General features: G+C 62.7%; 23 protein-coding genes and 1 tRNA gene. 7 read left to right on the top strand and 17 right to left on the bottom strand.

Annotated elements, in window-relative coordinates; all coding sequences use genetic code 11:
• Window positions 1-49: 49 nt before the first annotated feature.
• From AAF563_10810 to AAF563_10800, 3 genes are all read right to left on the bottom strand, one after another.
• Window positions 50-343, bottom strand: coding sequence for a hypothetical protein (locus tag AAF563_10810; GenBank protein ID MEM7121758.1), 294 nt, complete (start codon window positions 341-343; stop codon window positions 50-52).
• A 73-nt stretch (window positions 344-416) separates the two neighbouring features.
• On the bottom strand, window positions 417-1,955 hold the full coding sequence (locus tag AAF563_10805) for a caspase family protein (GenBank protein MEM7121757.1): 1,539 nt from the start codon (window positions 1,953-1,955) through the stop codon (window positions 417-419).
• A complete protein-coding gene (locus tag AAF563_10800) occupies window positions 1,952-2,320 on the bottom strand; it encodes a hypothetical protein (GenBank protein ID MEM7121756.1) in 369 nt (122 codons plus the stop codon). Before AAF563_10800 ends, AAF563_10805 begins: the two co-directional genes overlap by 4 nt.
• 195 nt (window positions 2,321-2,515) lie before the next feature.
• Between AAF563_10800 and AAF563_10795 the strand changes: the two genes are divergently transcribed.
• The gene (locus tag AAF563_10795) at window positions 2,516-2,986 is read left to right on the top strand and encodes a GNAT family N-acetyltransferase (protein MEM7121755.1); all 471 of its coding nucleotides are present in this window, start codon (window positions 2,516-2,518) and stop codon (window positions 2,984-2,986) included.
• Window positions 2,987-2,988: 2 nt separating this feature from the next.
• On the opposite strand, the gene AAF563_10790 is transcribed toward AAF563_10795, so the two are convergent.
• Window positions 2,989-3,753, bottom strand: a complete 765-nt coding sequence (locus AAF563_10790) for an SDR family oxidoreductase (protein ID MEM7121754.1) — start codon at window positions 3,751-3,753, stop codon at window positions 2,989-2,991.
• Window positions 3,754-3,970: 217 nt separating this feature from the next.
• Window positions 3,971-5,056 carry a prolyl oligopeptidase family serine peptidase gene (locus tag AAF563_10785; protein MEM7121753.1) on the bottom strand — a complete coding sequence of 362 codons (1,086 nt, stop codon included), beginning with the start codon at window positions 5,054-5,056 and terminating at the stop codon, window positions 3,971-3,973.
• A gap of 97 nt (window positions 5,057-5,153) precedes the next feature.
• On the opposite strand from AAF563_10785, the gene AAF563_10780 reads away from it, so the two are divergent.
• The 3 genes from AAF563_10780 (at window position 5,154) to gltS (ending at window position 9,009) form a co-directional block, all read left to right on the top strand.
• Window positions 5,154-6,311 carry an extracellular solute-binding protein gene (locus AAF563_10780; protein MEM7121752.1) on the top strand — a complete coding sequence of 386 codons (1,158 nt, stop codon included), beginning with the start codon at window positions 5,154-5,156 and terminating at the stop codon, window positions 6,309-6,311.
• Between the two features lie 188 nt (window positions 6,312-6,499).
• Window positions 6,500-7,669 (top strand): extracellular solute-binding protein, encoded by a 1,170-nt coding sequence (locus tag AAF563_10775; GenBank protein ID MEM7121751.1) that lies wholly within the window; start codon window positions 6,500-6,502, stop codon window positions 7,667-7,669.
• A 131-nt stretch (window positions 7,670-7,800) separates the two neighbouring features.
• Entirely contained in the window at window positions 7,801-9,009 is a 1,209-nt protein-coding gene (gene gltS, locus AAF563_10770) for a sodium/glutamate symporter (protein ID MEM7121750.1), read from the top strand.
• 58 nt (window positions 9,010-9,067) lie between these two features.
• On the opposite strand, the gene AAF563_10765 is transcribed toward gltS, so the two are convergent.
• The 4 genes from AAF563_10765 to AAF563_10750 form a co-directional block, all read right to left on the bottom strand.
• Window positions 9,068-10,192, bottom strand: coding sequence for a mandelate racemase/muconate lactonizing enzyme family protein (locus AAF563_10765; GenBank protein MEM7121749.1), 1,125 nt, complete (start codon window positions 10,190-10,192; stop codon window positions 9,068-9,070).
• A complete protein-coding gene (locus AAF563_10760) occupies window positions 10,176-11,255 on the bottom strand; it encodes a Zn-dependent alcohol dehydrogenase (GenBank protein ID MEM7121748.1) in 1,080 nt (359 codons plus the stop codon). Before AAF563_10760 ends, AAF563_10765 begins: the two co-directional genes overlap by 17 nt.
• 87 nt (window positions 11,256-11,342) lie before the next feature.
• Complete coding sequence (locus AAF563_10755) at window positions 11,343-13,124, bottom strand: adenylate/guanylate cyclase domain-containing protein (protein MEM7121747.1); 1,782 nt, start codon at window positions 13,122-13,124, stop codon at window positions 11,343-11,345.
• Window positions 13,125-13,294: 170 nt separating this feature from the next.
• A complete protein-coding gene (locus AAF563_10750) occupies window positions 13,295-13,885 on the bottom strand; it encodes a TetR family transcriptional regulator (GenBank protein MEM7121746.1) in 591 nt (196 codons plus the stop codon).
• A gap of 121 nt (window positions 13,886-14,006) precedes the next feature.
• On the opposite strand from AAF563_10750, the gene AAF563_10745 reads away from it, so the two are divergent.
• Window positions 14,007-15,008, top strand: coding sequence for an arginase family protein (locus tag AAF563_10745; GenBank protein MEM7121745.1), 1,002 nt, complete (start codon window positions 14,007-14,009; stop codon window positions 15,006-15,008).
• A gap of 23 nt (window positions 15,009-15,031) precedes the next feature.
• Here AAF563_10745 and sucD read toward each other — a convergent pair whose 3' ends face one another.
• The 6 genes from sucD to AAF563_10715 form a co-directional block, all read right to left on the bottom strand.
• Window positions 15,032-15,925, bottom strand: a complete 894-nt coding sequence (gene sucD / locus AAF563_10740; GenBank protein ID MEM7121744.1) for a succinate--CoA ligase subunit alpha — start codon at window positions 15,923-15,925, stop codon at window positions 15,032-15,034.
• A 4-nt stretch (window positions 15,926-15,929) separates the two neighbouring features.
• Entirely contained in the window at window positions 15,930-17,108 is a 1,179-nt protein-coding gene (locus AAF563_10735) for a malate--CoA ligase subunit beta (GenBank protein ID MEM7121743.1), read from the bottom strand.
• 52 nt (window positions 17,109-17,160) lie between these two features.
• Complete coding sequence (locus AAF563_10730; GenBank protein MEM7121742.1) at window positions 17,161-18,351, bottom strand: aminotransferase class V-fold PLP-dependent enzyme; 1,191 nt, start codon at window positions 18,349-18,351, stop codon at window positions 17,161-17,163.
• A 319-nt stretch (window positions 18,352-18,670) separates the two neighbouring features.
• Window positions 18,671-19,516, bottom strand: coding sequence for a S49 family peptidase (locus tag AAF563_10725; protein MEM7121741.1), 846 nt, complete (start codon window positions 19,514-19,516; stop codon window positions 18,671-18,673).
• A gap of 100 nt (window positions 19,517-19,616) precedes the next feature.
• Window positions 19,617-20,372 carry a methyltransferase gene (locus AAF563_10720; GenBank protein MEM7121740.1) on the bottom strand — a complete coding sequence of 252 codons (756 nt, stop codon included), beginning with the start codon at window positions 20,370-20,372 and terminating at the stop codon, window positions 19,617-19,619.
• Window positions 20,365-20,592 (bottom strand): DUF2007 domain-containing protein, encoded by a 228-nt coding sequence (locus tag AAF563_10715; protein ID MEM7121739.1) that lies wholly within the window; start codon window positions 20,590-20,592, stop codon window positions 20,365-20,367. Before AAF563_10715 ends, AAF563_10720 begins: the two co-directional genes overlap by 8 nt.
• Window positions 20,593-20,750: 158 nt before the next feature.
• Here AAF563_10715 and AAF563_10710 point away from each other — a divergent pair, with 158 nt between their 5' ends.
• Window positions 20,751-21,773, top strand: coding sequence for a polyprenyl synthetase family protein (locus AAF563_10710; GenBank protein ID MEM7121738.1), 1,023 nt, complete (start codon window positions 20,751-20,753; stop codon window positions 21,771-21,773).
• A gap of 81 nt (window positions 21,774-21,854) precedes the next feature.
• Window positions 21,855-21,931: transfer RNA gene (locus AAF563_10705), tRNA-Pro, on the top strand.
• A gap of 40 nt (window positions 21,932-21,971) precedes the next feature.
• Here AAF563_10705 and AAF563_10700 read toward each other — a convergent pair.
• Entirely contained in the window at window positions 21,972-23,651 is a 1,680-nt protein-coding gene (locus tag AAF563_10700) for a hypothetical protein (GenBank protein MEM7121737.1), read from the bottom strand.
• Complete coding sequence (locus AAF563_10695) at window positions 23,648-24,952, bottom strand: LamG-like jellyroll fold domain-containing protein (GenBank protein ID MEM7121736.1); 1,305 nt, start codon at window positions 24,950-24,952, stop codon at window positions 23,648-23,650. The genes AAF563_10700 and AAF563_10695 overlap by 4 nt, the downstream gene beginning before the upstream one ends.
• Window positions 24,953-25,002: the final 50 nt, after the last annotated feature.

Raw genomic sequence — 25,002 nt, 5'->3', positions numbered from 1 at the left:
CCCGGCCGGCTGAAATCGCGGCGCAACTTAGGAGTCAGGGGGGATCGGGTCAAGCGGTGGGCGGATAGGGGCAGTCAGCCTTGCCGCATCCCTTGGCGCCTGCCGCCGGCACGTAATCGCCGCACTGGCGGCACGCCGCCATCTCGACCTGACCTGCCGTCCTCCCGGCACCGCCTTGCGGCTGCCCACGACCTCTGAACCGGTCGCGCCAGGACACGCGCGCCCGTCTGCTCTGCCGCTCCTCGGCCTTGCGTTTCTTGTCCATGTTGCTGACCAGCCGGAAGCCGATCCACAACGCGGCAATGATAATCGCGAAGACAACGATCTTCTGGATCGAGAACATGGCAGGCACTTAAGGGGCGCGTCGGCGGTGGTCAAGGACTGAAGCGCTCGCCGCACGGTTCCGCTGCAGCGGTTCAGGCCATCGCCTTGGGCCGTATTTTGGTCCACCAGTAGCAGAGGTAAGCGCCGCTTGCCGCCGCCACCAGTCCAAAGCCGATCAAATAGTGAGGGACCTCTCCACCGGCCGCGGCGGTCACCCAGATCAGACCCGCGACTTGCGCCGACCACCCAAGCCAGTGAATAGCGAGACTGGCAATCGATTGCTTGAAGCGACGCCAGATCCACAGACCAATCCCAAGCGCTATGCCGACGATCGAAAACAGACCGATAGCCAACGGATCATCGGGGCCATCAAGGGCAAGCATGATCACCATCATCAACAACAGGGTCATCCCAGCCCAGATCCCGAGCGCCATGACGAGTTCACGTGTCGCCTGATTGCGTGGGGTCGCAGGGTGCGATGCCGTTGCGGCAGCCTGAACCGGGCTCTCTTGCTCTGACTCTGCCGCCATCGGGGGCGTCGGCCACAACTCCTGCTTGGTTCGCGTCTCCGTCGTGTCGGTTCGGGGTTTCGGGACCTCGGGTTTGGACGCTTCTGACTGCGCGGCGGTTGACGGTGCCTCAGTCTGCGGCTCGGCGGGCGCTGCCGGCGGCGCCTGCTTCACCTTCAGCCACTGGTCGATGAACTCGCCGGTGCTGATGTCCTTGTCCAGCAGGTCGTCCAGAAGGTCGCTGTAGTCCCGCGCCTCGCCGTTCAGTTCCTGACGGCCGAGAGACGTTACCTCAAGCGCCTTGGCGAGGATGCTGTCGGGCATCAGGCCCTTGCTGGCGAGTTCGAACAGCCGTTCGCGAACCTGGGCCCGCCTCTCTTCCCAGGGCGCGGTGCCGCTCTTGGCAATGATGAGCTCGCCGCGCACGTTCAGATCCCATTTCATCGGTTCCTGATGGCTCTCGTTCAACACCTGATCGTGCACGTAGGTGTAGAGCTCGTTCATGGTGACATAGCCGTCGCCGTCCTGGTCGGCAGCGCCGCCCCTGATGCCCTCGATCAGATGTTTGGTGAAGATGCCGTAGGTGTCTTCTTCCTTCTCCTTGGCGACCTGGATGGCGGTCGAGGCGGTCATGATGAAGGTGCCGCGACCGTGCGCTGCGAGATTGAGCTGATCGTCGATGCCGCTTCTGAAGAACGCTTCGCCGACCGCGCCGCTGTAACAACAATCCAGGATCAGGGCCGTCTTGGTTGATGGCGACACGTCGATGAAGTTGCGGATGCTCTGGACCGGCACCGAGGTCGACTCCAGGTCGGCGATCTCGGTATCGGTCGTGGCCAGATGCAGCCGGCCGGCGCCATCCAGCTTGCCGTGTCCGGAGAAGTAGATGAGAACCAGGTCTTCCTTGCCGACCTTCTTCAGGGTCTGATTGATACGACGCAGAACCTCGTAGTGCGGCCTGTCCTTCAAGACCTGGACATCGGTAAACCCGCCAAACGCATCAGACGACAGAACCTCGTTCAGGCCATCGACATCGTTTGCCGGGCAAGCCAGGTCCAGCAACGTGTCATCGTGGGGAAAGACGCTGCTGCCGACCAGGACGGCATAGCGTTGGCCGGTCATGGTTTGTCGAAGAACGCCCGCGCGAACTCGACCGTCTTGTCCATTTGATCGGTGCTCATGTTGGTCTGGTCGATGACCAGCTCCTCACCGTCGGCCCGCTTGAACGTCATGGTCAGTGACTTGTTGCGCTCGACATAGGACTTGATGACCTGAAACATCGCCACCGCCGCGCCGCTGGTCATGAAGGTCAGCAACAGGGTGTGGAGGATAGCCGGGTCGCCCTTGGAACCCGGCTCGGGCTGCGCCTCGGGGATCGCCGCGCCGACATCGGTTTCGCGGTTGATCGTCGTCGACAGCTCCCGCGTCAGGCTCTGGAGGTCGTCCTCTGCCAGACTGTCACAGGAAATTGCTACCGTTGCGTCCATGGCCACCCCCTACCCCGGGTTTTCGGCCGCGCTCACGCCTCAGATCCAGACCAACACGCCAAGCTCGCTCGGTCTTCAGCGCCACAGTATACGCCAACTCGCCGATCGAGGCATCATGGCGCCTCACGATGCCGGCCCGCCGCTGATCCGCAAGACCAGAGGCGCCTTTCAACACCGTTATGAAGGGATGGAACAATGCAGGACGACCGCCGCGTCATTGCCATCGCAGACGACCGCGAAGCCATTGGCCGGCGCATCCTGGCCGACCTGCCGGATTGGTTCGGCATTCCCGAGGCGACCGAGAACTACATCAAGGCCGCTGGGCGATTGCCGATGCTGGGTTGGCGCGACGGCAACGGCGACGTCGCCGGGTTTGTCTCGCTCGACCGGACCAGCGAAGCGACGGTGGACATGCATGTGATCGGTGTCCTGGCGAGCCATCACCGGCAGGGCGTGGGCAGCGCCCTGGTCGATGCCGCCGCCGACTGGGCGCGCGGCCAAGGCGCCTCGCTGCTCGCCGTTAAGACGCTGGGCGCCAGCTATGACGACCCGTTCTACGAGCGCACCAGGCTGTTCTATCAAGCCATGGGTTTCCTGCCGGTCGAGGAGTTCAAGACGCTGTGGGGCCCCGATAACCCGTGCCTGCTGATGATCAAGCCGCTCTAACCTTAGGTTCGCGTAATCGAGACACCGCCATCGACCGGGATTGACGCGCCGGTGACAAAGCTCGATGCGTCGGAGGCCAAGTGCAGCACCGTCTGCGCGATCTCCTCGGGTGCTGCCGTGCGTTTGAGCGCGTGCAGGTTCTCCACGAAAGCCCGGACCTCCGGCGTGTTGGCGACCGAGCGGCCCATCGGCGTATCGGTACCGCCGGGCAGGACCGCGTTGACCCGGATCCCCTGGCCGCCGTGTTCGGCTGCCAGCACCTTGGTCAACCCGACAAGCCCCGCCTTGCTGGCCGCGTATGCCGCCATCCCCGGCATGCCGACGGTGTGTCCGACAAAGGTCGAATTGAAGATCAGCGATCCGCTGCCGCGTTCGATCATCGCCGGAATCTGATGCTTGGCGCCCAAAAAGGCGCCGGTCAGATTGGTGTCCAACGTATCGCGCCAGCCGGACAGCGACAGGTCCGCCACATCGCCCATCTCGCCAAGGGTCCCCGCGTTGTTGAAGGCGATATCCAGGCCCCCGAACCGGTCGATCGCCACCGCCACCAAAGCCTTGGCAAGCGCCTCGTCCGTAATGTCGCCGGCGAGCGCCACGGCCTCTCCGCCATCTGCCTCGATCTGCTTGACCAGACTGTCCAGCGCGTCCTGGCGCCGACCGGTCACGACGACCTGCGCGCCCTCGCGGGCAAACAGCCAGGCCGACGCCCAGCCGATGCCAGAACTGGCGCCCGTAACAATCGCCACCTTGCCGTCAAGGACACCCATGCCACCTACCTCCTGATGCTGCTGGAAATGCGAAACTGCGTTGCCGGCAACAGATGAAGAGGCGGCGGAACCATCGCCACCCGGATCTTGCTGAGCGCGAGGTCAATTGGATGAAGATAAGAGACTAAATTAAACTAAAACATTACGTTAGACACATAATCTAATGTTGTTTCTAGGATGCTTTTCGTGTGTCCTGGATGAGTTGATACCGTGGAGCCTAGAGCCATCGCTCCAGAAAACGCCGGACATCGGGCCCCCAGATATGCGGCCCGTTGCGCTCGAAGACATGGCCCTCGTCCTGGGTCAGGCCCCAGGCCGGGAACACCTTCTCTTCGGTTGTGATACCGGCGGCCCGGGCGGCGGCGGCCAGTTCAACCGTGGGGCGCGTCGAATAGTCGGTCGCCGCCTGGATGAAGAAGATCGGACAGGCGACTTTTTCGACCGCCGCCAGCATGGTTTGGCGCAGGCCCGGCGTGTGCTCCCAGTTGATCGCCGCGCCGGCGAACTCGACCGCGCAGCGAAACCGGTTGGTTTTTGCGGCCGCCAACAGCGTCGTCGTGCCGCCGAAGCTGCTCCCCATCACGCCAATATGATCGCTGCGTGTGATGTCGAGGCTGCAGACGTGATCGAGGGCGGCGAGCACGTCGTCGCTTTCACGATCAAGGCGCGGCGCCAGCTGCGCGTCGTATTCGGGGGTTGCGAATTCGGCCGTTACCTCCTCAAGCCACCCCGGACCCGGTGAATTGCCGTAGCCCGCGCGGTGCGGCAGGAAGGAAGCGATCCCCCACTGCATCAAGAGCGCCGCCGTGCCGGGCCGGCAGATATCGTCGGTCCCCTGATGGATCTGGCTGCCGTGGTTGGTGATCACACAGGGGAACGGGCCCGGCCCCGGCGGACGATAGAAATAGCCTTTCAACAGCAGGCCGCGGCTCGAAAAACTGTGTTCTTCCGGGACGATAGGCCAATCACTCAGAGCCGTCGGTTGCATGGCAGACGGCGTCACCGGCTCGTCGTCATCGCGTTCGAACAGCCGTTCGAACCGGTCGACCAGCCCGGCCATTCGTTGACGGACAGCGGCGAACTCGGGACTGGCGTCCCGCCGGTCGAGATCATCCTGGTGTGTCGCCTGGTCGGGAAATGCACACCACCAGGCAACGTCGGGGCCATCGCCACCATCGCGAAGCTGGATCACGCCCGGCGCCAAGCCCATCGCGACGCGCACGCGGCTCGCCTCGCGACGGGTCGCCAAGACCTCACCGACCAAGCCGGATTTTGCGTAGTAGTGTGTTCGCTCAACAATCATAAGGTGAGTCGACCTCTACAGCGTACAGCGTTACGATCCCGCAGGGACTCGGGTTACAACAAACGACCCCCAATCGTCAGCAAAGGAGAGCCATCCTATGGGATACGTCAACGACATGCTCGAAAAGCGCCGCGAGTTTCTCGCGGGCAAAATAGACCGGCGTCAGTTTAACCAAGCCCTGGCCGCCGTTGGTCTGACGACCACGGCCTTCCCCATGCACGCGGCGATGGCGCAAAGCGGCGATCACCCGACGGTCTTCACCTGGTCGGGCTACGAGGAAGAGGCCTTTGTCGCGAGCTATGTCAACCTGCACGGCACGGCACCCGACTTCTCGTTCTTCGCCGACGAAGAAGAGGCTTACGCCAAACTGCGCTCGGGCTTTCCAGCCGATGTGATCATGCCGTGCACCTATAAGGTTCCGCCATGGTACCGGGCCGGCTTGCTCGCGCCGATCGATACGTCAAGGCTGACACACTGGAACGACATTGTGCCGAGCCTGAAGAACATCCCAGGGACCGTGTTCGACGATCAGCACTACTTCGTGCCACAGGACTTCGGTTTCACCGCCATCACGTTCCGTCATGACCTTGCACCGGAGTATCTGGAGCCAGAGAACGCAAGCTGGGGGTTCCTGTGGGACGCCAACTATTCCGGTCGTCTGTCGATGATCGACAGCCTGATTGACGGCGTCGCGGTCGCATCAATCTATGGCGGGTTCAACCCGTTTGACATGAACGAGCTTGAGATTGAAGAGACCAAGAAGCTCCTCCAGGAACAGTTGCCGCTGCTGCGCTACTACGCGGGCGGTATGTCAGATGTTGAGCAGTCCTTGGCGGCGGGCGAGCTGGTTGCGTCGGCAACGTGGAATGGCTCGCGGATCCGCCTGCTCGAGCAAGGCGTACCCGTGACGTTCATGAAGCCTGACCAGCCGGCGCTGAACGGCAACCCACAGGGTCCGATGACCTGGGTCTGTGGCATCTGTCTGTCGGCAACGATGGATCCGTCGCTCGAGCAGCAAGCTTATGACGTCATGGACGCCTACATGTCGCCGGAAGCCGGCTTCTACGAAGTCACCGAGTGGGCCGCCGGCCACGCCAACAACAACGTCTACGAGATGATCGACGAAGAACTGCTGCTTGGTTATGGCCTGGCCAAGAACCCGGATGAGGTGCTGTCGAAGGGCATCTTCCAAGAAGAGATGAAGCAGGAAGCCCGGCTTCAGGAAATGTTCGAAGAGGTCAAGGCCGGCATGTAACCATACGCCGCATTGTCCACACGGGGCGCCGGGGCCTGAGGTCCCGGCGCCTTTCTTTTGCCACCCTCGTGCGTCTTCTTTATGGCTACTTGTTGACCTTGATCTCCCCAGGCGCAATGATCCGGCCTGAGGGGATCGGTTTGCACTAACGAATCCAGCGCGAAACTGCGCTAAAGGGAGACGAATTAATGAAAAATCTTGATGTCAACCGCATCTGTGACGGCATTCGCGAAGGCAAGATGTCGCGTCGCGAAATCCACACAGTGCTTGGTGCCGTTGGCTTCGGCCTGGCTGTTGTGCCGCTCACCAAGGGTGCACAGGCCGAAGAGATTGCCGCCGCAAGTTGTGGTGACGGTCATCCGATGACCTTTACTTGGTCCGGTTACGACGAAGTCCATTTCCACCAACAGTACATCGACAGCCACGGCTGCGCTTCGAATTTCACCTTTTGGGGTGATGAGGAAGAGGCTTTCGCCAAGATGCGCGCGGGCTTCGAGCCTGACGTCATGGCGCCGTGCACCTATGAGCTGAATCGCTGGTTCAATGCCGGCCTCTTGGCACCGATCAACACGGACATGCTGTCGAACTGGGATCAGATCATCCCGGCACTGAAGGAAGTGGATGGTTCGATCCAGGGCGGCAACCGCGTGTTCGTGCCGATGGATTGGGGCCAAACCTCTGTCACGTTCCGCACCGATCTGGCACCGGAGTATGTCGACGTCGAGAACCACACCTGGGGCATCCTGTGGGATCCCAAGTATGCCGGTCGCCTGTCGATGATCGACAGCTTGATCGACGGTGTCGCCGTTGCATCGATCTATGCCGGCCTCGAGGACCCGTACGACCTCTCGGACCCCGCCGACATGGAAACGACGGCCAATCTGTTGCGCGAACAGCTTCCGTTGTTGCGCTACTATTCCAACACCATGTCGGACGTCGAGCAGTCGCTGGCCTCCGGCGAGCTGGTTGCCGCGGCAACGTGGAACAGTTCGATCGTCGCGCTGCGCGGCCAGGGCCTGCCGGTCATGTTCATGCAGCCGAAGGAAGGCGCCATGACGTGGGTCTGCGGTCTGGTCCGCCACCCGTCCAACGACGGCAGAGGCGAGGAGCAGGTCGAGAAGGCACATCAGATTCTCGACTCCTATCTCAGTGCCGATGCCGGTGCGTGGGAGATCATCAACTACGGTTACGGTCACGCCAACCTCGGCGCCTACGACATGGTGAGCGAGGAAGAGCTAGCCGAGCGTGGTCTGTCGAAGAATCCGAGCGACCTCTTGGAAACCGGTATCTTCCAGGTCGAGATGACGCCTCAGCAGGACATCCAAACCATGTTCGAGGAAGTCAAAGCCGGCATGTAAGCCGACTCGGTTTTCTCAATGCTGTTCACGGGCCGGGGTGGCGACACCCCGGCCCTTTTGTTTTGCGCTGGGTGCTGTAAGACACGGGGCTTGAGAACCTTGCTGATTGTCGTCGTGAAAAGGGGGCCGCGGTGGCTGACGCCCAAACATTGCACGTTGACGACTTCGTCGCGCTGACCATCGGTATCATCGTCTACTTCGTCGGCGTGCTGCTGACCCGGCGCATCGCGTTCCTGCGCAGCTTCAACATCCCCGAGCCGGTCACCGGTGGTCTGATTGCCGCCTGCGTGACCTATGCGGTCTTCGCGATCTTCGATCTGTCGATCGAGTTCAGCCTGTCGAACCGTGACGAACTGCTTGTCTACTTCTTCACGGCGATCGGGTTGAACGCGCGGTTCTCCGATCTCCTGCGCGGTGGGCGCGCGCTCGCCATTCTGCTGGTTCTAACGATCGGTTACATCGTCATCCAGAATCTTGTCGGCCTCGCCGGTGTGACGATCTTCAGTTTGCCGGAACCGATCGCGGTGCTCGCCGGATCGGCATCGCTGATCGGCGGTCACGGCACGGCGATCGCCTGGGCACCGGACATTGCCGAGCGCTACGGCATCGACAACGCGATGGAGATTGGCATCGCTTGCGCCACCTTCGGTCTGATCCTGGCGAGCCTGATCGGCGGCCCCCTGGCCAAGATCCTGATCGACCGCAACAACCTGAAGGCCGACCCGGACGCCGCCAACATTGTCGGCATCGCCTATGACACCGATGGCGGACGGACGATCAATCACATCTCCATCATGGCCGCGTTGCTGGCGCTGAACGTCGCCATCATTATCGGTTATCTGATCAACGCCGAGCTGGAAGAGCGCGGCTTCAAGCTGCCGCTCTTCGTGACCTGCCTGCTGGTCGCGATCTTGATGTCCAACACGGTGACCTACCTGCTGCCGAAGATGCCGTGGCCGGCGCGGACACGAGCACTCGCCCTGATCTCCGACTATTCGCTGAACATCTTTCTGGCGATGTCGCTCATGAGCATGCAGCTTTGGACCCTCGCCGGTCTGGCTGGTCCCTTGCTCGGCATCATGGTTCTGCAGGCCGTGGTGGTCATGCTGTTCGTGCTGTTTGTCTTGTTCCGCTGCATGGGCAGCAACTATGAAGCCGCTGTGCTGGGTGCGGGCTTCGGCGGCTTTGCCCTGGGCGCGACGCCGACAGCGGTGGCCAACATGACGGCGGTGACGAAGGAAAACGGCCCCGCGCCCAACGCCTTCATTATCCTGCCCTTGGTCGCCGCCTTCTTTGTCGACTTGGCGAATGCCGTCATCATTCGCAGTTTCTTGAGCTAGAGCGGATTCACCCGTCCCGTCGGAATCGCGAAGCGACCCTGTCAAAACAGGATCTGACCTAGGCGGCCTCGCTCACCTGGTAAGCCGCCCTATCGAGCCAGTCGGGACTGATCGTGACACCCCAGCCAGGGCCGTCCGGGATTTGCACCTTGCCGTCCTCGGCGACAAGCGCCGGGCGAAAGAGATCAGTTTGCCAGGGGTAGTATTCCTCGTCCGGCTCGATCGAAAACTCGACGTAAGGGCCGGCGTTGGCGATGGCACCCATCATGTGCAGCGAGAATACCGTGACCATAGAGAGATTGGCCGAGTGCGGCGTGCACGGCAGACCGGCCGCCTCTGCCATGCGTGCGACCTCTAGGGTCCGGGTCAAGCCGCCGATGTAGCAGACATCCGGCTGCACCACGTCGACGACACCGCTGTCAATCATGTAGCGCCATACCGGCAGGTAGTTGTCCTGCTCGCCGCCGGTGACGTCCAGATCAAGCGTCTCCTTCACCTCGCGCGTCCAGTCGATCTCCCAGTACGGACACGGCTCCTCAAAGTGAACCACACCGTTGTCCTGCAACATGTGACCGACCTCGATCGCCTTGTTGGGCGAGTAACAGCTGTTGCCGTCGACCAGCAGGCGCATGTCGTCGCCCAACGCCTCGCGCACGGCCGGCACGACCGCCTCGGTCCGACCCGGCCACTCATCGTGATCACGACCGCATTCGCGCCCGACCCGGAACTTTACGGCCGTGTAGCCGTGGGTATCACATAGGCGCTTGAGCCGGTCTGCCTCGTCCTCAGGCGTAATGTCGCGTCGCATGCTGGAGCCGTAGACGGGAAACGGCCTGGGCGTGCCGCCCAACAGTTCGCACACGCTCTTGCCCTGACGTTTGCCGCGTAGATCCCATAAGGCCGTATCCAGCCCGCCCAATGCACGGCAGATGTAGGAGCCCGGATACTTGTGCTCGCGCTCTGGGATCAGCTGGCTCAGGCCCTCGATGTCTTCGGCATCATGACCCAGTGCATGGGGCGCCACCTGGCGGTGCATCACCAGCGCGGCGATATCCGAATGGTAGGTTGAGATCTGGCCCCAGCCCTCGGCGCCATCATCGGCAGTGACGCGGACAAAGCTGACGAACTCGGTCGAGAATGTCTCGACCTTGGCGATGGCCGGCGCGTCAGAAGATGATGACATTGCGCAGCGCCTCGCCACGTCTGACCGAGGCGACCGCCTCATTGATCTGATCGAGGGGATAGCGTCCCGAAATCAGCTCATCGAGCTTGAGCTGGCCTTTCCGGTAAAGCGCGACCAGCTTGGGAATATCCACGGCCAGGCGGGTCGAGCCCATCTTGCTGCCCAGGATCGTTTGGGAATTGTTGGCGATATCGCCGACTTCGATTTCCGCCATCTCGCCGTTGGCAGGCATGCCGACGATGACCAGCGTGCCGCCCTTGCGCATCAGGCCGACGGCCTGCTCCGCTGCCTTCGTCGACCCGACGGTGACGAAGACATAGTCGGCACCGCGGCCTTCCGTCAGTTGTTTGACGGCGCCGACGACATCGTTGCTCTTGGCGTTGATGCCGTGGGTCGCGCCGAACGTCTTCGCAGCGTCGATCTTCGCATCGTCGAGGTCCATGGCGATAACCGGATAGGCGCCTGAGATGGCCGCCCCCTGTACGCTGTTCAGACCGACGCCGCCGGTACCAATCACGACAACGCTGGCGCCCTGCGGCACATTCGCCGTGTTGACGACCGCGCCAAGCCCGGTGATGACACCGCACGACAGCAACGACGCGCTATCAAGCGGTACGTCGTCGGGGATTGACGCGACCTGCGAGCGATCGACAACGACCTCCTCGGCGAATGCGCCGGTGCGCAGGCCCTGCGCCAGCGGCTGGTTGTCGCCATCGGTCAGGGGGCCGTGTCGGTCCAACGGGAACTCGGTGTCGCAGATATGCCGGTCGCCCTGGGCGCAGTGATAGCAATGGCCGCAAGAGCGGATCAGTGTCACCAGCACACGGTCGCCCGGCTTCAGGTCATCGACGCCCGTCCCGATGGTCTCGACAATGCCGGACGCCTCATGGCCATAGACCGCGGGCAGCGCCCCGCCCCAACCGCCATCCATGAAAATGATGTCGCTGTGGCAGATCGCGCAAGCGGCAAGCTTGACGTGGACCTCACCCGGCCCCGGCGGTTCAAGCGTGACCTCTTCAATGACAAGGGGCGCACCAAACTCACGACAGACTGCGGCCTTCATGGCGACTCTCCGGGCAGAAAACGGCGGCACAATCTAGCGGTTTCGTCGCCTGACGCATCACCAAACTGCATGCCCGGCCGCATAAAATCAGGTGTCCAACCGGTAGACCTCGATACTGGCCGTACGGCCCTTCACTTCGTGGTGGCCAATGGGATGAGCGGCGGCCGAACCGTCCAGAGCGCGCCAGGTTGCATCGCTGATCAAAACGACGGTATCGCTGTCACGTTCGCCATCGAAGAGCTTGCCCAGTTGCTCCAGCCGATGGCAGGTGTTCACGGTGTCGCCGACGATAGTGTAGTTGACCCGGTCGGGTGCACCGATATTGCCGACAACAACCGAGCCGGTGTGCAGGCCGATGCGCAGGTGAACGGCCTGCTCGCCCCGGGCCTCGCGATCGATGTTCAAACGGCCGATCGCCTCGGCGATGGCCGTGGCCGCACGGCAAGCCCGCATGGCGTGGTCGGGCTGGTGCTCGGGCGCACCCCAAAAGGCCATGACGGCATCGCCGATGTACTTGTCGACCGTGCCGCCTTCAGCCTCGACGCAAGTCGTGATGAGGGCGAAGTGTTCGTTCAAGAATGTTGCAGTTTCGGCCGCCGGCAGGCTCTCGGCGAAGGGCGTGAACCCGACAATGTCCGTGAACATCACGGTGACGTCGCGCTCTTCGGATACGAAGTCGCGGTCCTCAATCATCAGGCGGTGCACCAGTTTGCGCGGCACATAGTTCTCAAACCAACGCAAGCCGGTCAGCATCAAGTTGAACGCGCCGTTGGCTTCATCCAACTCGCGCATACGGCTTCGCGCGAGCGGGTCCACCTTGTCGAACTCAAGCGCGCCGATGTGCTGCGCCGAGATAGCGAGGCGATGGACGGGGTCGGCAATGCGATGTCCAATGTAGAATGCGGCCGCCACGCCCAGGGCCAAAACAAGCAGGCCCGCGATGATAGCCATGTTCAATCGCTCGAACTCGTCCTCGAAATCACTGCCGCGGTAGTAGCTGCCCAAAAGCCACGAAATCGACCCAAACGTATCGATGCGGTGATAGACGTAGAACCACTCCTCGCCGTCAATCTCAATCATGTGCGACAGGACGCCCGTACCCGAAATGTCCTCGGCCGGAAGGGTCGGCTCGCCCCAGATAACGGCAAGTATGGGATCATCGACCTCATCGATCAGGGGCACCGGCTTATCCGGCGACAGGCCTCGCTCGATCGCGGCGACATCATCGGCTAGCGACGGGTGCGCCACGACCATGTTGTCGCCCTGGAGAATGAAAACGCGGTGCCCGAAGTCGTCTTCCAGTTCCGCGGACAGACGGGAGAGTTTCTGAATCGAGACGCCAACACCCAGTACGCCGATGACCTCACCATTGACGATGACGGGCCGGCGGATGGTTTGAACCGCGATCTCCAAGCCCGGCGACCAGACGACATTGCCCCAGCCGCCACCTTGCATGCTGTCGATGTCGTCGGTCAGCGCGTCGATATCCGGCCCGCCGACATACTCATCACTGATCCAGTAGGCGCCCCCGCCGACACGTCCGACACCCCGAAGCCTGCCGCCGGTATCGACAAAGATGATGCCGTCGACCTGGGGTGTCGCGGCCAGCGCACCGGTCAGAACGTTTTCCATCTGCTGATCGTCATTGGGGTCAAGGCGCCCCGCCACAATCAGATCGTTGATAAAGTCGAGCTGATCTTCGGCCGGGATCAGATGCTCTTCAAGCCGCGCCTCGACCGTGTCGATTGCGAAGACGGCCTGGTCCTGGAGTAGATCAATGGTCGACTGGATCCCGCTCCAAATACTGATCACCAGAACGCTGGCGGCCGCCAGCAGCACAAGCGTGCCCAGGCAGAGCCCCAGCAGCATCGCAATGGGAATGCGCCAAGGCTTGCGCCTGTGCCCGGGCGCCGACCCAGCGTCAATCCGATCTGAAGATGTGCTTGCCGCCATAGACCCTTCGTTTGCGCCGCCCCGGCGCAAACGTCAAGTCCGGCGCGGGACCCCGGCGCGCCACGTGCACGGAACCGACCATCCGGTCAACGCATTTCGATGCCCTTGATCGCGATATCAATCAGCTCAAGCCGCCGTCCAGGTGGGAATCGTCGCGGCCGTGCGATGACGCACGAGTAGATGCCATCAGCGGCCGCGACAAGGCTGTCTGTGGCATCACGCAAGCTCAGGCCCAGTACCAGTGAACCGTCTGCAGCCGCGCTTTCAATCCGGGCTTGCACGATCCTCTCAAAGCGCCGGTACATCCGCCGCGACCGCTCACCCATGGCGCCGCTCTTCGGCGCCGCGGCCAACCGCAGGAAAAACACGCTGCCCGACACCGCATCGGCGAAAAGACACAAGCGCTGAAGTGTGCGGCGCAAGGCATCACGCCCGTCAACGGCATCCACGGCAACCGCCGACAGATCGTCGAACAGCCGGCAGTCCTGGAGGTCCAGCGCATGGGCGATAAGCGCCTCACGGTCGCCGAAGTAGTGGGTCAGAAGTCCGGTCGTCGAACCCAGCTCGGCGGCGATCTTGCGCATCGTCACCTGCTCCAGCCCATCACGCGCCATGACCGTGAGCACAGCCTCGGCAATCTGCGCTTTTTGCGCTTCATGATCGACATACCTGGGCATGGCACTTCGTAACAAAACAGTTGTTGCGTAACAAGCGTTTTGTTACGAATCAGCGTCACCCTAGCCAGTGGCTGAGCGGCGTGTCGTACGACGTCGCGCGTCATCGAAGAGGAACCGAAGCATGACCGACTTTGATATTGCGAAGGCAAAAAAGGAGATGGAGGCCTGGTACTGGTGGGGCATCCAGACATTCTTCAAATGCCCGTGGAACGAAGACCCCAATGACTGCGACATCGCTTTGATCGGCGTCCCGCACAGTTCCGGCAATGGCTCGACCGAGCGCGACCAGCACCTGGGCCCGCGCGCCGTGCGCAACGTCTCTGGTTGGCACCGGCGTGGCCATCAGGCCTTCGGCATGGTGCCGTGGGAGGTCTGCCGCGTCCACGATCTGGGCGACGTGCCGCTGCCCCAGGCCATGGTCAACGACATCAGCGTCGAACACATCGAGGCCTATTACAAGACCGTCGACGAAGCGGGCGCCCGCCCCGTCTCGATCGGCGGCGACCACGCGATCACCGGACCGATCCTGAAGGCCCTTGCCGGCGCCAACGCCAAGACGACCGGTGGCCAAAAAGCCGCTCTGCTACACTTTGACGCCCACCGCGACGACTACATGCATATCCCGCACTGGCTCGGCAACATCCGCTCGGCGGCCCACTGGGCGGCCTACACGGTTGTCGAGGAGCATGTCGATCCGTCGAAGAGCATTCAGGTCGGCATGCGCGGCAACCCGATCAAACCGCGTCCGGACATCTATGAGAGCAAACTCGGCTATCAGCTGTTACCGGCCGAGGACTTTCATAAGATCGGTGTTGAGGAGACGATCAAGATCATTCGCGAGCGGGTCGGGGACGCGCCGCTCTACATCACCTTCGACCTGGACGTGCTGGACGCCACGGAAGCACCGGGCGTCGCCAACCTGGAGCCGGTCCATCGCGGCATGCGCGGCTGGCAGATCGTCGAGATATTCCATGGGCTGCGCGGCATGAACATCATCGGCGCCGACATTGTCTGCCTGATCCCGTCGAAGGACACCGCGGCCAAGATCACGTCGATGACGGCGATGGTCCTGATGTTCGAGATGATCGCGCTGATCGCCGACCGCATCCAGACGACGCGGTAGGCGATTCAGCAAAAGGGGTCTGGTTACGCCGCTTTCTCGGCCAACACCTTGGCAACGGTCGAGCCGAGCTCGGCCGGGCTTGGCGCAACGGCGATACCGGCCTCCTTCAGGATCTCAACCTTTTCGGCAGCACTTTCGCCAAACGCCGAGATGATCGCGCCGGCATGGCCCATCTTGCGGCCCTTGGGCGCGGTCAGGCCGGCGACATAGGCGACCACCGGCTTCGACATGTTCTCCTTGGCGAACTGGGCGGCCTCGGCTTCCTGGGGACCGCCGATCTCGCCGATCATCATGACCGCCGTCGTCTCCGGGTCCTGCTCGAACAGCTCCAGGATGTCGCGGAACGAGCTGCCGTTGATCGGATCGCCGCCGATGCCGACGCTGGTCGTGATGCCGATACCGAGCTCCTGCATCTGGGACGCCGCTTCATAGCCCAGCGTGCCCGACCGGCCGACGATGCCGATATTGCCCTGGGCATAGATGTGGCCGGGCATGATGCCCATCATCGCCTTGCCGGGACTGATGACACCCGCACAGTTGGGTCCGATCAGGCGCATGCGCTTTTCGTAGCGGTAGCGGCGCATGTAGCGCTTCACATGCATCATGTCCTGGGCCGGGATGCCGTCGGTGATCGAGACGCAGAAGCTGATCCCGGCGTCGGCGGCCTCCATGATCGAATCGGCGGCAAACGGCGGCGGCACCAGAACCAGGCTCGCCTGGGCGCCGGTCTCGCGCACCGCGTCCTTGACCGTGTTGAAGACCGGCTTGCCCAGATGGGTCGTGCCGCCCTTGCCCGGGGTCACGCCACCGACCACGTTGGTGCCGTAGTCGATGGCTTCCTGGGCGTGGAAGGTACCGGTCTTGCCGGTGAAACCCTGGACGATAACCGGTGTTGTTTCGTCGAGAAGAATGCTCATCTGATCACCCCTTCCCTGTCGCTTGCCGCCACGCGGCGACCGCCTTATCGGCGGCATCGGCCAGCGTATCGGCGGTGATGATGTCCAGACCGCTGTCATCCAGGATCTTGCGGCCCTGCTCCACGTTCGTGCCCGCCAGGCGCACAACCAGCGGCACGTCGATCTTGGTCGTCGTCACCGCCTGCACGACGCCTTCGGCGACCCAGTCGCACCGGTTGATGCCGGCGAAGATGTTGACCAGGATCGCCTCGACCCCATCGTCGGAGAGCACCAGATTGAACGCCTTGGTGACCCGCTCCGGCGACGCACCGCCGCCGATATCCAGGAAGTTCGCGGGCTCGCCGCCGGCATGCTTGATCATGTCCATGGTCGCCATGGCAAGACCGGCACCGTTGATGATGCAGCCGATATTGCCATCCAGGCCGACATAGCTGAGACCGCGGTCGGCGGCATCGCGCTCGCGAATGTCCTCCTGCGACTTGTCACGCAGTTCCGACACGTTGGGACGGCGGAACAGCGCGTTGTCGTCGAACGTCATCTTGGCGTCGAGTGCCAGCAGATGGCCGTCGACAGTGACGACCAGCGGGTTGATCTCCACCATGGTCGCGTCGAGGTCGGTGAAGGCGCGGTAGCAGCCCTGCAGGATCTGTGTCATCTGCGCGACCTGTGCTGTGTCAAGGCCCAGACCGAACGCCATTTCGCGCGCCTGGAAGGCTTCCATGCCGATCGCCGGATCGACGCTTGCGCGGATGATCGACTCTGGCTTTTCCTCGGCGATCTCCTCGATCTCCATGCCACCGGCGGCCGAGGCCACGACCATGATGCGCTCGGACTTGCGGTCGAGCACGAGACCCAAATAGATCTCGCGGTCGAACGGCGTCGCCTCCTCGACATAAAGCCGGTGGATCAGCTTGCCGCGCGGACCGGTCTGGATCGTCTCCAGCCGCTTGCCGAGCAGCGCGTCGGCGGCGTCCCACACCTCGTGCTGGTCGCCGCACATCAGAACGCCGCCGGCCTTGCCGCGCGCGCCACTGTGGATCTGGGCCTTGACGACCCAGCGCTCGCCGCCAAGTTCCTGCGAACGATAGGCTGCCTGTTCAGGGCTATAGGCGAGCCCGCCTCGCGGCACGGGCACACCGAAGTCGGCCAAGAGTTCCTTGGCCTGGTACTCGTGAATGTCCATCTGTCCCCTCCCCGGACCCGCCTCATGGGCGGGCGATGTTTAACCGGGCTTTCTACTCGGCAGCCTGCGCAAGCGCCTCGCTACCTTCCCGGTACCACGATTGGGCGGCGGCGACACCCGATCCCAATTCTACGGCGATACCCGCATCGCGCATCGCCATTTCAGCACCGGCAAGCGCACTGATCAGCATCAGTTCGGTGACGCTGCCCAGGTGGCCGATGCGAAACACCTTGCCCGAAAGCTGCGCCAGGCCAGTGCCCAACGACAGACCGTAACGGTGGTAGGCGCCTGAGATGACCGCCGTCGCATCCGCGCCATCGGGCACGCGGATGGCGCTGACCGTGTCGGAGCGCCACTGCGGTCCGGCCGAAACCAGTTCCATATCCCACGCGGCAACCGCGCGGCGCACACCTTCGGCCATGCGATAGTGGCGGGCAAAGACGTTGTCGAGCCCTTCCTCCAGCAGCAGGTCAAGCGAGGCGCGCAGACCGCGCATCAAGCCGACGGCCGGCGTATAGGGGAAGAAGCCGCTGCGGTTGAGCTTCAGCATGTCTTGGAAATCGAAATAGCAACGCGGAAGCTTCGCCGACTTGGTGGCTTCCAGACCGCGCTGGCTGACGGCGATCAGCGCCAGACCGGGCGGCAGCATGAAGCCCTTCTGCGAACCGCTGACCGCGCAGTCGACGCCCCATTCGTCCATGCGGAAATCGATGCTGGCGATCGAGCTGACGCCGTCGACGAACAGCAGGGCCGGATGGCCGGTGTCGTCCAGCACGCGGCGCACGCCGGCAATATCGCTGGTGACACCGGTCGCCGTCTCGTTGTGGCAGGCGAGCACCGCTTTGATCTCGTGCCCCTTGTCGGCGGCCAGGATCTCCGCGAACTGATCAAGCGGCACGCCTTCGCCCCACGGCACGTCGGCAAGGACGACCTCGAGCCCCAGACGCTCGCACATCTCCGCCCACAGCATCGAGAACTGACCGAAGCGGCTGGTCAGCACCTTGTCGCCGGGCGACAGCATGTTGGTCAGAGCGGCTTCCCAGCCGCCGGTGCCGGATGCCGGAAAGATCAACGCTTCGCCGGTCTCTGTCTTGAAGACCCGCTTCAGGTCGGCGAACAGCGGCAGCGTGAAGTCGGGGAAGTCGGGCGCCCGCTGGTCCTCCATCGGGACATCCAGCGCGCGGCGCACGGCTTCGGGAAGATTGGTCGGGCCCGGAATGAAAATCGGGTTCTGGGTCGGCATGGCCAGCACTCCCATTGCGAGTCGTCAAGAGAATCGCCCTATAACGACGCGCGAGCCTTCCTACTAGGCAAACCAATTTACAAGTAGGAAACAGTCAAGAACGGGCGTCTTTTCGTACAAAACAGGCCAGTTTCATGACGATCTGGGCCGAAAACCGCACTTCCTGGATGACGAGATCAATCGCCTAGACCAAAAAAACGAATCGGATTCGTTTTGGAACCAATTTAGACCGAACGTTAGGACGGTCATTGGCGTCACGGTCGTTTTGCCTTGTTCCGGAAGCTGGACGAACGATCGGGATGATCGCAGATGGTCGACGTCAGAGCCCGTAGCGGTTCCACGCCAGACGCTGTTCGGTCTCGTCGGCAAGCGCCTCGGCGAAGCCCTCGCCGACCTTGCCCGCGCCAAGCCCCAGCCGGGAAAGCAGCGGTCGGGAGACGTGCACAGCCTTGAACTTCACCTTGTCGCCGAATTTCTCGCGCATGACGGTGCGCACGTCACCGATGCCGTCGACCAGGCCGAGGTCGAGGCTTCGTTGGCCGGACCAAAACGCGCCGCTGAAGAGTTCGTCGTCGTCACCCTTCAGGCGGCCGCCGCGACGGTTGCGTACGTGTTGTTTGAAGATCTCGTGCAGTTCGTCCTGCAGATCGCGCAACCGCGTCACGTCGTCCGGGTCTTCGGGACGAAACGGATCAAGCATGCTCTTGCGCGTGCCGGCCGTGTGCAGCCGGCGCTCGACGCCGAGCTTGGCTATGGCATCGACAAATCCGAAACCGGAATAGATGACACCGATCGAACCGACAATGGAACTTGGCTGGGCATAGATCTCATCGCCCGCGCAGGCGAGCCAGTAGCCGCCCGATGCCGCAACGTCCTCGCAAAAGGCGTAGACCGGCAGTTTCTTTTCGTCCGCCAGCGCGCGGATGCGGTCATGCACCAGGGCCGATTGCGTCGGCGAGCCGCCCGGCGAGTTGATGACGAGGGCGACCGCCTTGGCGCGCGCTACGCCGAACGCCTGCTCGATTGCGCTCGCATGGCTTTCAATGGAGATTCCCTTGCCCCTGCGCCCGCGCGGCGCGATGACGCCGTCCAACCGCAGCACGGCGATCTGCGGGCGCCGGCGCAGAAACTTGGGGAGCGGGATAAGCGAAAACAGCTTCTTCATACCAAAACCGGCCTCTCAGTTTCGATCCTAAGAGATGGGATCGCGCCCCGGCGACTCAAGGCCCGGCGACTCAACGCCATGCGACACCAGTCGATGCGAATCAGGGCCAGGCAAGCGCCTTGCCATCACGCAGGACGGTTTCCGCGACTTTGGAGAAGCCACCGCCGCGATCATGCATGACGAGCCCCGGCAGCAGACGAAGCGGTGCGTTGACGCCCTTGCGCGCGCGCACCAGAACCCGGCGCGCCGGCTTGTCGTCTTCAGCGTTTGACCAAAGCGGAAAGATCGCGATGTCACCGGCCGGCCCCGACAACACGTCAAGCAGGTCGTCCAGGCGGTCGGCGCGATGCACGACGGTCAGCGTCCCACGCGGTCGCAGCCGGTCGAGCGCGAAACCCAGCCAGGTCGCCAGGTCAACGCTTTCGACGGTCGCCCGGTCACGCGCCGTATCGTCCTTGCGACGGGCCCGCCCGATTGGCAGATAGGGCGGGTTCGTCATGACGTGATCGAACGGCCCGTCGAGCGCCGGCGATGTCGTGAAGGGCAACGTGTCGGCCACGATATCGACGCGCACTTCGACCTCGTTCAACGCGGCGTTGGTGGCGGCGAGCGCCGCCAGCGCCTTGTCGGCTTCCAGGCCCGTCACGCGGCAGCCTTCGACCCGCGCGGTCAGACAGAACGTCGCCGCGCCGGTACCGCAGCCCATGTCCAGAATATGATCGACCGGCCCGGCGCGCACGGCCGCGGCCAACAAGACCGCATCGGACGTCGCGCGCAGGCCGCCAGCGGGTTGGCGCAAGACAACCCGGCCATCCAGCAGCGTATCGCGCGTCGCCTCGGTCACCGCTTCAGCCACCCGGTCTATCGGGCACGTCCAGGCCCGCGTCGCGCAGGATCGCGCGGGCCTCGTCAAGATCCTCGTCAAGCACGACCAAACGCCGCTGAATGGCCAGAACACTGCCCTCCAGGCTGCTTGTATGGGCATCGAACACGTCAAACGCGATCTCCGCCTCCTTCAAAAGCGCGCTGGCGAAGGAGATCTGGACGGGGTCGTTGGTGCGTAACAGTTCTTTCAAGGGTGTCGGTCTCTCAAACCAGTGAAACGGTTCTGCTTGGGCCGCGCTTGAAGGGAGTGCTAAAGTGGTAGATGAGGCAGCCGCTTTTGGATGCTGTCGATTGGGGGCCGCCGGGTCAAGCCGGCGGTCTTATGCGTGATTCAACGGGAGACCACGGTTTGAGCCTTGCCGTCAACGTCGCCGGGCAGAACGCCAGCGCCGCTCGACAGTCCTATGAACTGTTGCGCGAGCTGGTCGCCGACGACTTGAACCTGGTCAATCAGGTGATCGTCGAGCACATGCAAAGCCCGGTCACCTTGATCCCGCAATTGGCCGGCCACCTGGTCGCGTCGGGCGGCAAACGCCTGCGTCCGATCCTGACGCTGACCACGGCGCGCATGTGTGGTTATGGCGGACGCCGCCATATCGACCTCGCGGCTTGTGTCGAGTTCATCCATACCGCGACCTTGTTGCATGACGATGTTGTCGACGACAGCGCGCTTCGCCGCGGCAGCGCGACGGCGAATGCGGTGTGGGGCAACAAGCCGAGCGTGCTTGTCGGCGACTTCCTGTTCTCCCGCGCCTTCCAGTTGATGGTCGCCGACGGGTCACTGGAGGTCTTGAAGATCCTCTCCGATGCGTCGGCCGTGATCGCCGAGGGCGAGGTCAACCAGCTGATGACCGCCAACAACATCGCGACCGACGAGGCCGCTTACATGGACGTCATCGGCGCGAAGACCGCCGCGCTGTTCGCCGCGGCCAGCGAGATCGGCGCCGTGGTCGCCGACGAACCGGACGCCAACCAGGCTGCACTCAGAACCTACGGCATGTCGCTCGGCATCGCCTTCCAGCTTGTCGACGACGTGCTCGACTATTCCGCACGCGAGGCGGATCTGGGCAAGACGGTGGGCGACGACTTCCGCGACGGCAAGATCACGCTCCCCGTCGTCTACGCCATCGCCCGCGGTAACGAAGCCGAACGCGCGTTCTGGAAACGCACCCTGGAAGACGAAGAACAGCAGGACGGCGACCTCGACCAGGCGATGATGCTGATGCAACGCCACAACGCCTTAGCCGACGCCATGGCGCGCGCCAGGGAACACGGCGCCCGCGCCACCGAAGCCCTCGCCGGCTTCCCCCAGAACCCCTACCGCGACGCGCTTCTCGAACTCGTCGCGTTCTGCGTCGACCGCGAGTTCTAGGCCCTCCGGCATTCGCCGGAGCCACCCTTTTCACACCTGTTGCGGGCCAAAGGCCTTGGCGCTATAAGCCCGGCTCTGGTTCGGAGTGTAGCTCAGCCTGGTAGAGCACCGTCTTCGGGAGGCGGGGGCCGGAGGTTCGAATCCTCCCACTCCGACCACTATCGTTCCCCGCCCCTCATCATCGCCGATTGACCACCCTCATTCGATCAGGGGGACAAGGCCCTCGACCATCTTTTCGCGGAAGTTGGGGTAGAAGACGCCACGGCGCGCATCGAACGGGTCATCGGTGCAGTCGACGCCCCAGCGGCCTTCGAAGCCGTTGGTCAAAGGATCAAGAGCGTAAGGCCACCAGGCTTGGTCGGCTTGCAGTATGTCGGCCAACTCGGCGGCATCACGGTCCGCGTCGGGGACGTCCTGCCGCCAGAACCGCACATTGTCGCTCGCGGGCATCACCCCGTCCGGCGCGATCACGACCGTACCCTCATCGTCGGGGCCGAGCGGCACGCTGTCGCTCGCATCGTGCCCGGGTAGGTCCGTCGATGCGCCGGACCCGGGAATGACCTCGGATTCGTCGCTGCCGGCTTCCAAGGCTGTACTCAAGGCAGCAGCCAGAGGGCCTAAAGTGAGCCATTTCATGATCGACGTTAGCGACGCCCATTTCCGTAGGTCGCCGTCATCTTGCGGCGGCGCGTCGTCGGGTGACACCGTCGGCAGCGGAAAGCCGGCGGCGCCGACATTGAGTGGCCAGACACCGTCGTCCCCCGCTGAGTCATAAAAGTTGTGGGTGCCGCCGGCGACATAGACCACGGGGTGCTTGCCGATCGCTTCAAAGCTCATGCTCGAACGCATGAACTGGCGCGTGCGCGTGGTCTGGCCGTTGCCCAGTTCGACTTCAAATCGCAGGCTGCGCAGCCGGCGGCCAAAACCGACGACAAAAGGTTCCGGCAAGGCGGCATCGTCCCCGGGCAAGATCACTTGGCCCACGGCGTCCGAACCTTGGGTTGGAATCACCACGCAGACGCACTGCATATCGCCGGCATAAGATTTCGTGTCCAAACCAAATCGCGCACGCTCAGTTCCCGGGGGCACTTCATCTGTACCCTCGGTGTCGAAGATTTGGTGGTCAAACGTGAAAAACTCCTCAAGGATTTCCCTGACCGAGGCTTCCGGCTTCTCGCGCGCCAATGCCAGCGCCAAAGCGGCCAACTCGGCAGTGCTGAGTCTCTCCTCGTGTGTCGGAAAGAGATAGTGATAGAAGAGAAAGATGGGATTTTCGCCGAGCTCTTCGAGATTGCCGGCAAACAACCGGTCCGGCTGCAATCGAGGCGCACTATGCAGCTCAGCGTACTCAACGACGTCGACCGAGTAGCGATGCAGTATCGGGCGCTTCTCCGCCGGTGTCGGCACATCGCCATCTGGGCGAAAACCAAAATTGCGCCAAAGTTCAGGCACGTTGGCTGAGACCGTGGGCGTCGCTGCGCTTACGATGCCTGCCTGCAGGTCGGCGCCAGCGAGTTGCGCACCCTCCGGGTCATGCCATGCGCCCGTCGACAAAAAGAAGAACTTGCTTGCAACAGGGAATGTGGCGTCACCGACGGTGATGAGAAAGTTGTCGGCAAAGTCGGGCGGAGTGAGGGCGATATCTCCGGCCTCGCGCTCCGGCGAACGGGGAAAGCCGGCAGTCTTGGAGTTGCCCCAACGAAGCCGGACATCTTCCGCTTCCTCGGCGCTGCCCAGGCCGATGGACGACCATAGGCCCGACTCCTCGAGAAAGCTTTGAAACACGACGGGAACGTTCTCCGCATCCCGGCTATGCAACAGCAGAACCGGCTCATAGGCCAGCATGAGCCGCCTCTTATCTTCAAGCGATATGGTCATACCGGATCAACCCTCTTTTCATCGTACGACGCGCCAACTTCCTTCTGGTCGCCGCAAAGGAAGCCATCCATCGCGTCGACGTGCGCCTGCGTCGCCATCTTCGAGAACTGCCGGATGATGTCGGATTGCCGAAGTTGGGCGGCATCGTCACACAACCCAATCTCGCGAAGCGGCATTAGACATTTGGCGACCCGGCACTGGTACTCCAGGAACGCATCGCCGAAGTTGCGCATGAGCCATTGGATGAAGTCCTCCATGAAGTCGTCCATCTCAGTCGATCCAGGATCGCCCGCGCACCAGATTTCGGAATAGCGTGCGAACCCCTCTTCGGCGATCCGGTGTTTATCGTCGCCGCTCGTGCGGATCGCCTTCAGAAGACCCTCCTCGGCCGCGTTCAGGCAGGTCAGGACCTCAGTGATGGTGTTGCGCGTTTCCTCGTCGCCAATGGCCTCAATCAGCTTGGCATAGAGCGCAACGGCGTACGCGCGTTCGTCGCCGTCCTTGAAGCCGCATAGGAAGGCGCGGAAACGGAAGCTGTGGTCGTACTTCCATATCTCAATCTTACGGACGCGACCCGCGAGCGTATAGGCGTCAGAGTTGGGCCACGCGCCGATCACAATGGGCGCGCCTTGCACCGAACGCACCAGCGCCTCTTCATCGGTGCGTTCGCCAACCAAGGTTCCGTCGATGTACAGACGAAAACCCTTCGCGTCGCGGATGAAACTAACCGATACCCACTGGCCGACAGGAACAAGCCGGCGCACGCCATCCGGTGCATGACCGGTATCGCTGTTAACGCCAACCCAATCGAGTTTTTTGCCGGCGGGAATGATTGGGCCGTCGCCCGAATCGGGGTCATCGGGATCGACGCCCAGATTGGCAGTCATGCTGTTCGTCCCGGCTATGCCGCCGGCCGGTGGCGATGGATCAGCCGGTTGGGTCCCGAGCGTATCGATAAAACTGTCGTCGTCGGTCAGGCCGTAGATCGTGGCCGACAACACACCGCTTGCGCGGACATAAAGTGAGAACGATAGCAGTCCCTCGACAACGTTGTGGCGCTTACCGTGGGTATCGATCCAAATTTCCGCGTCAATTTGGATGAAAGTGAGGTTCTGCCAGATCGTGGAGAACGGAATCGACACCCGGCTGCTGGAGCCGTTGAACTGATAGTAGCCGCCGGTTGAGGTTGGTCCATCGAGAACATGGACGACGTTCTGGTCGACCGAGTTGGCGTTGTTTTCGGAGAGGTCGCGGAGCGGCAAGAGGCTGCTGAATTCATGCCGCAGAATGAGCTCTAGCATCGGCTTTGTGTCTCGCTCAAGTCGCTATGACGAAGACTTGTCATGGCGCG

This window comes from Pseudomonadota bacterium, assembly GCA_039028155.1.
GTDB lineage: Bacteria > Pseudomonadota > Alphaproteobacteria > SP197 > SP197 > JANQGO01.
This window is presented reverse-complemented; position numbering and strand designations above follow the sequence as displayed.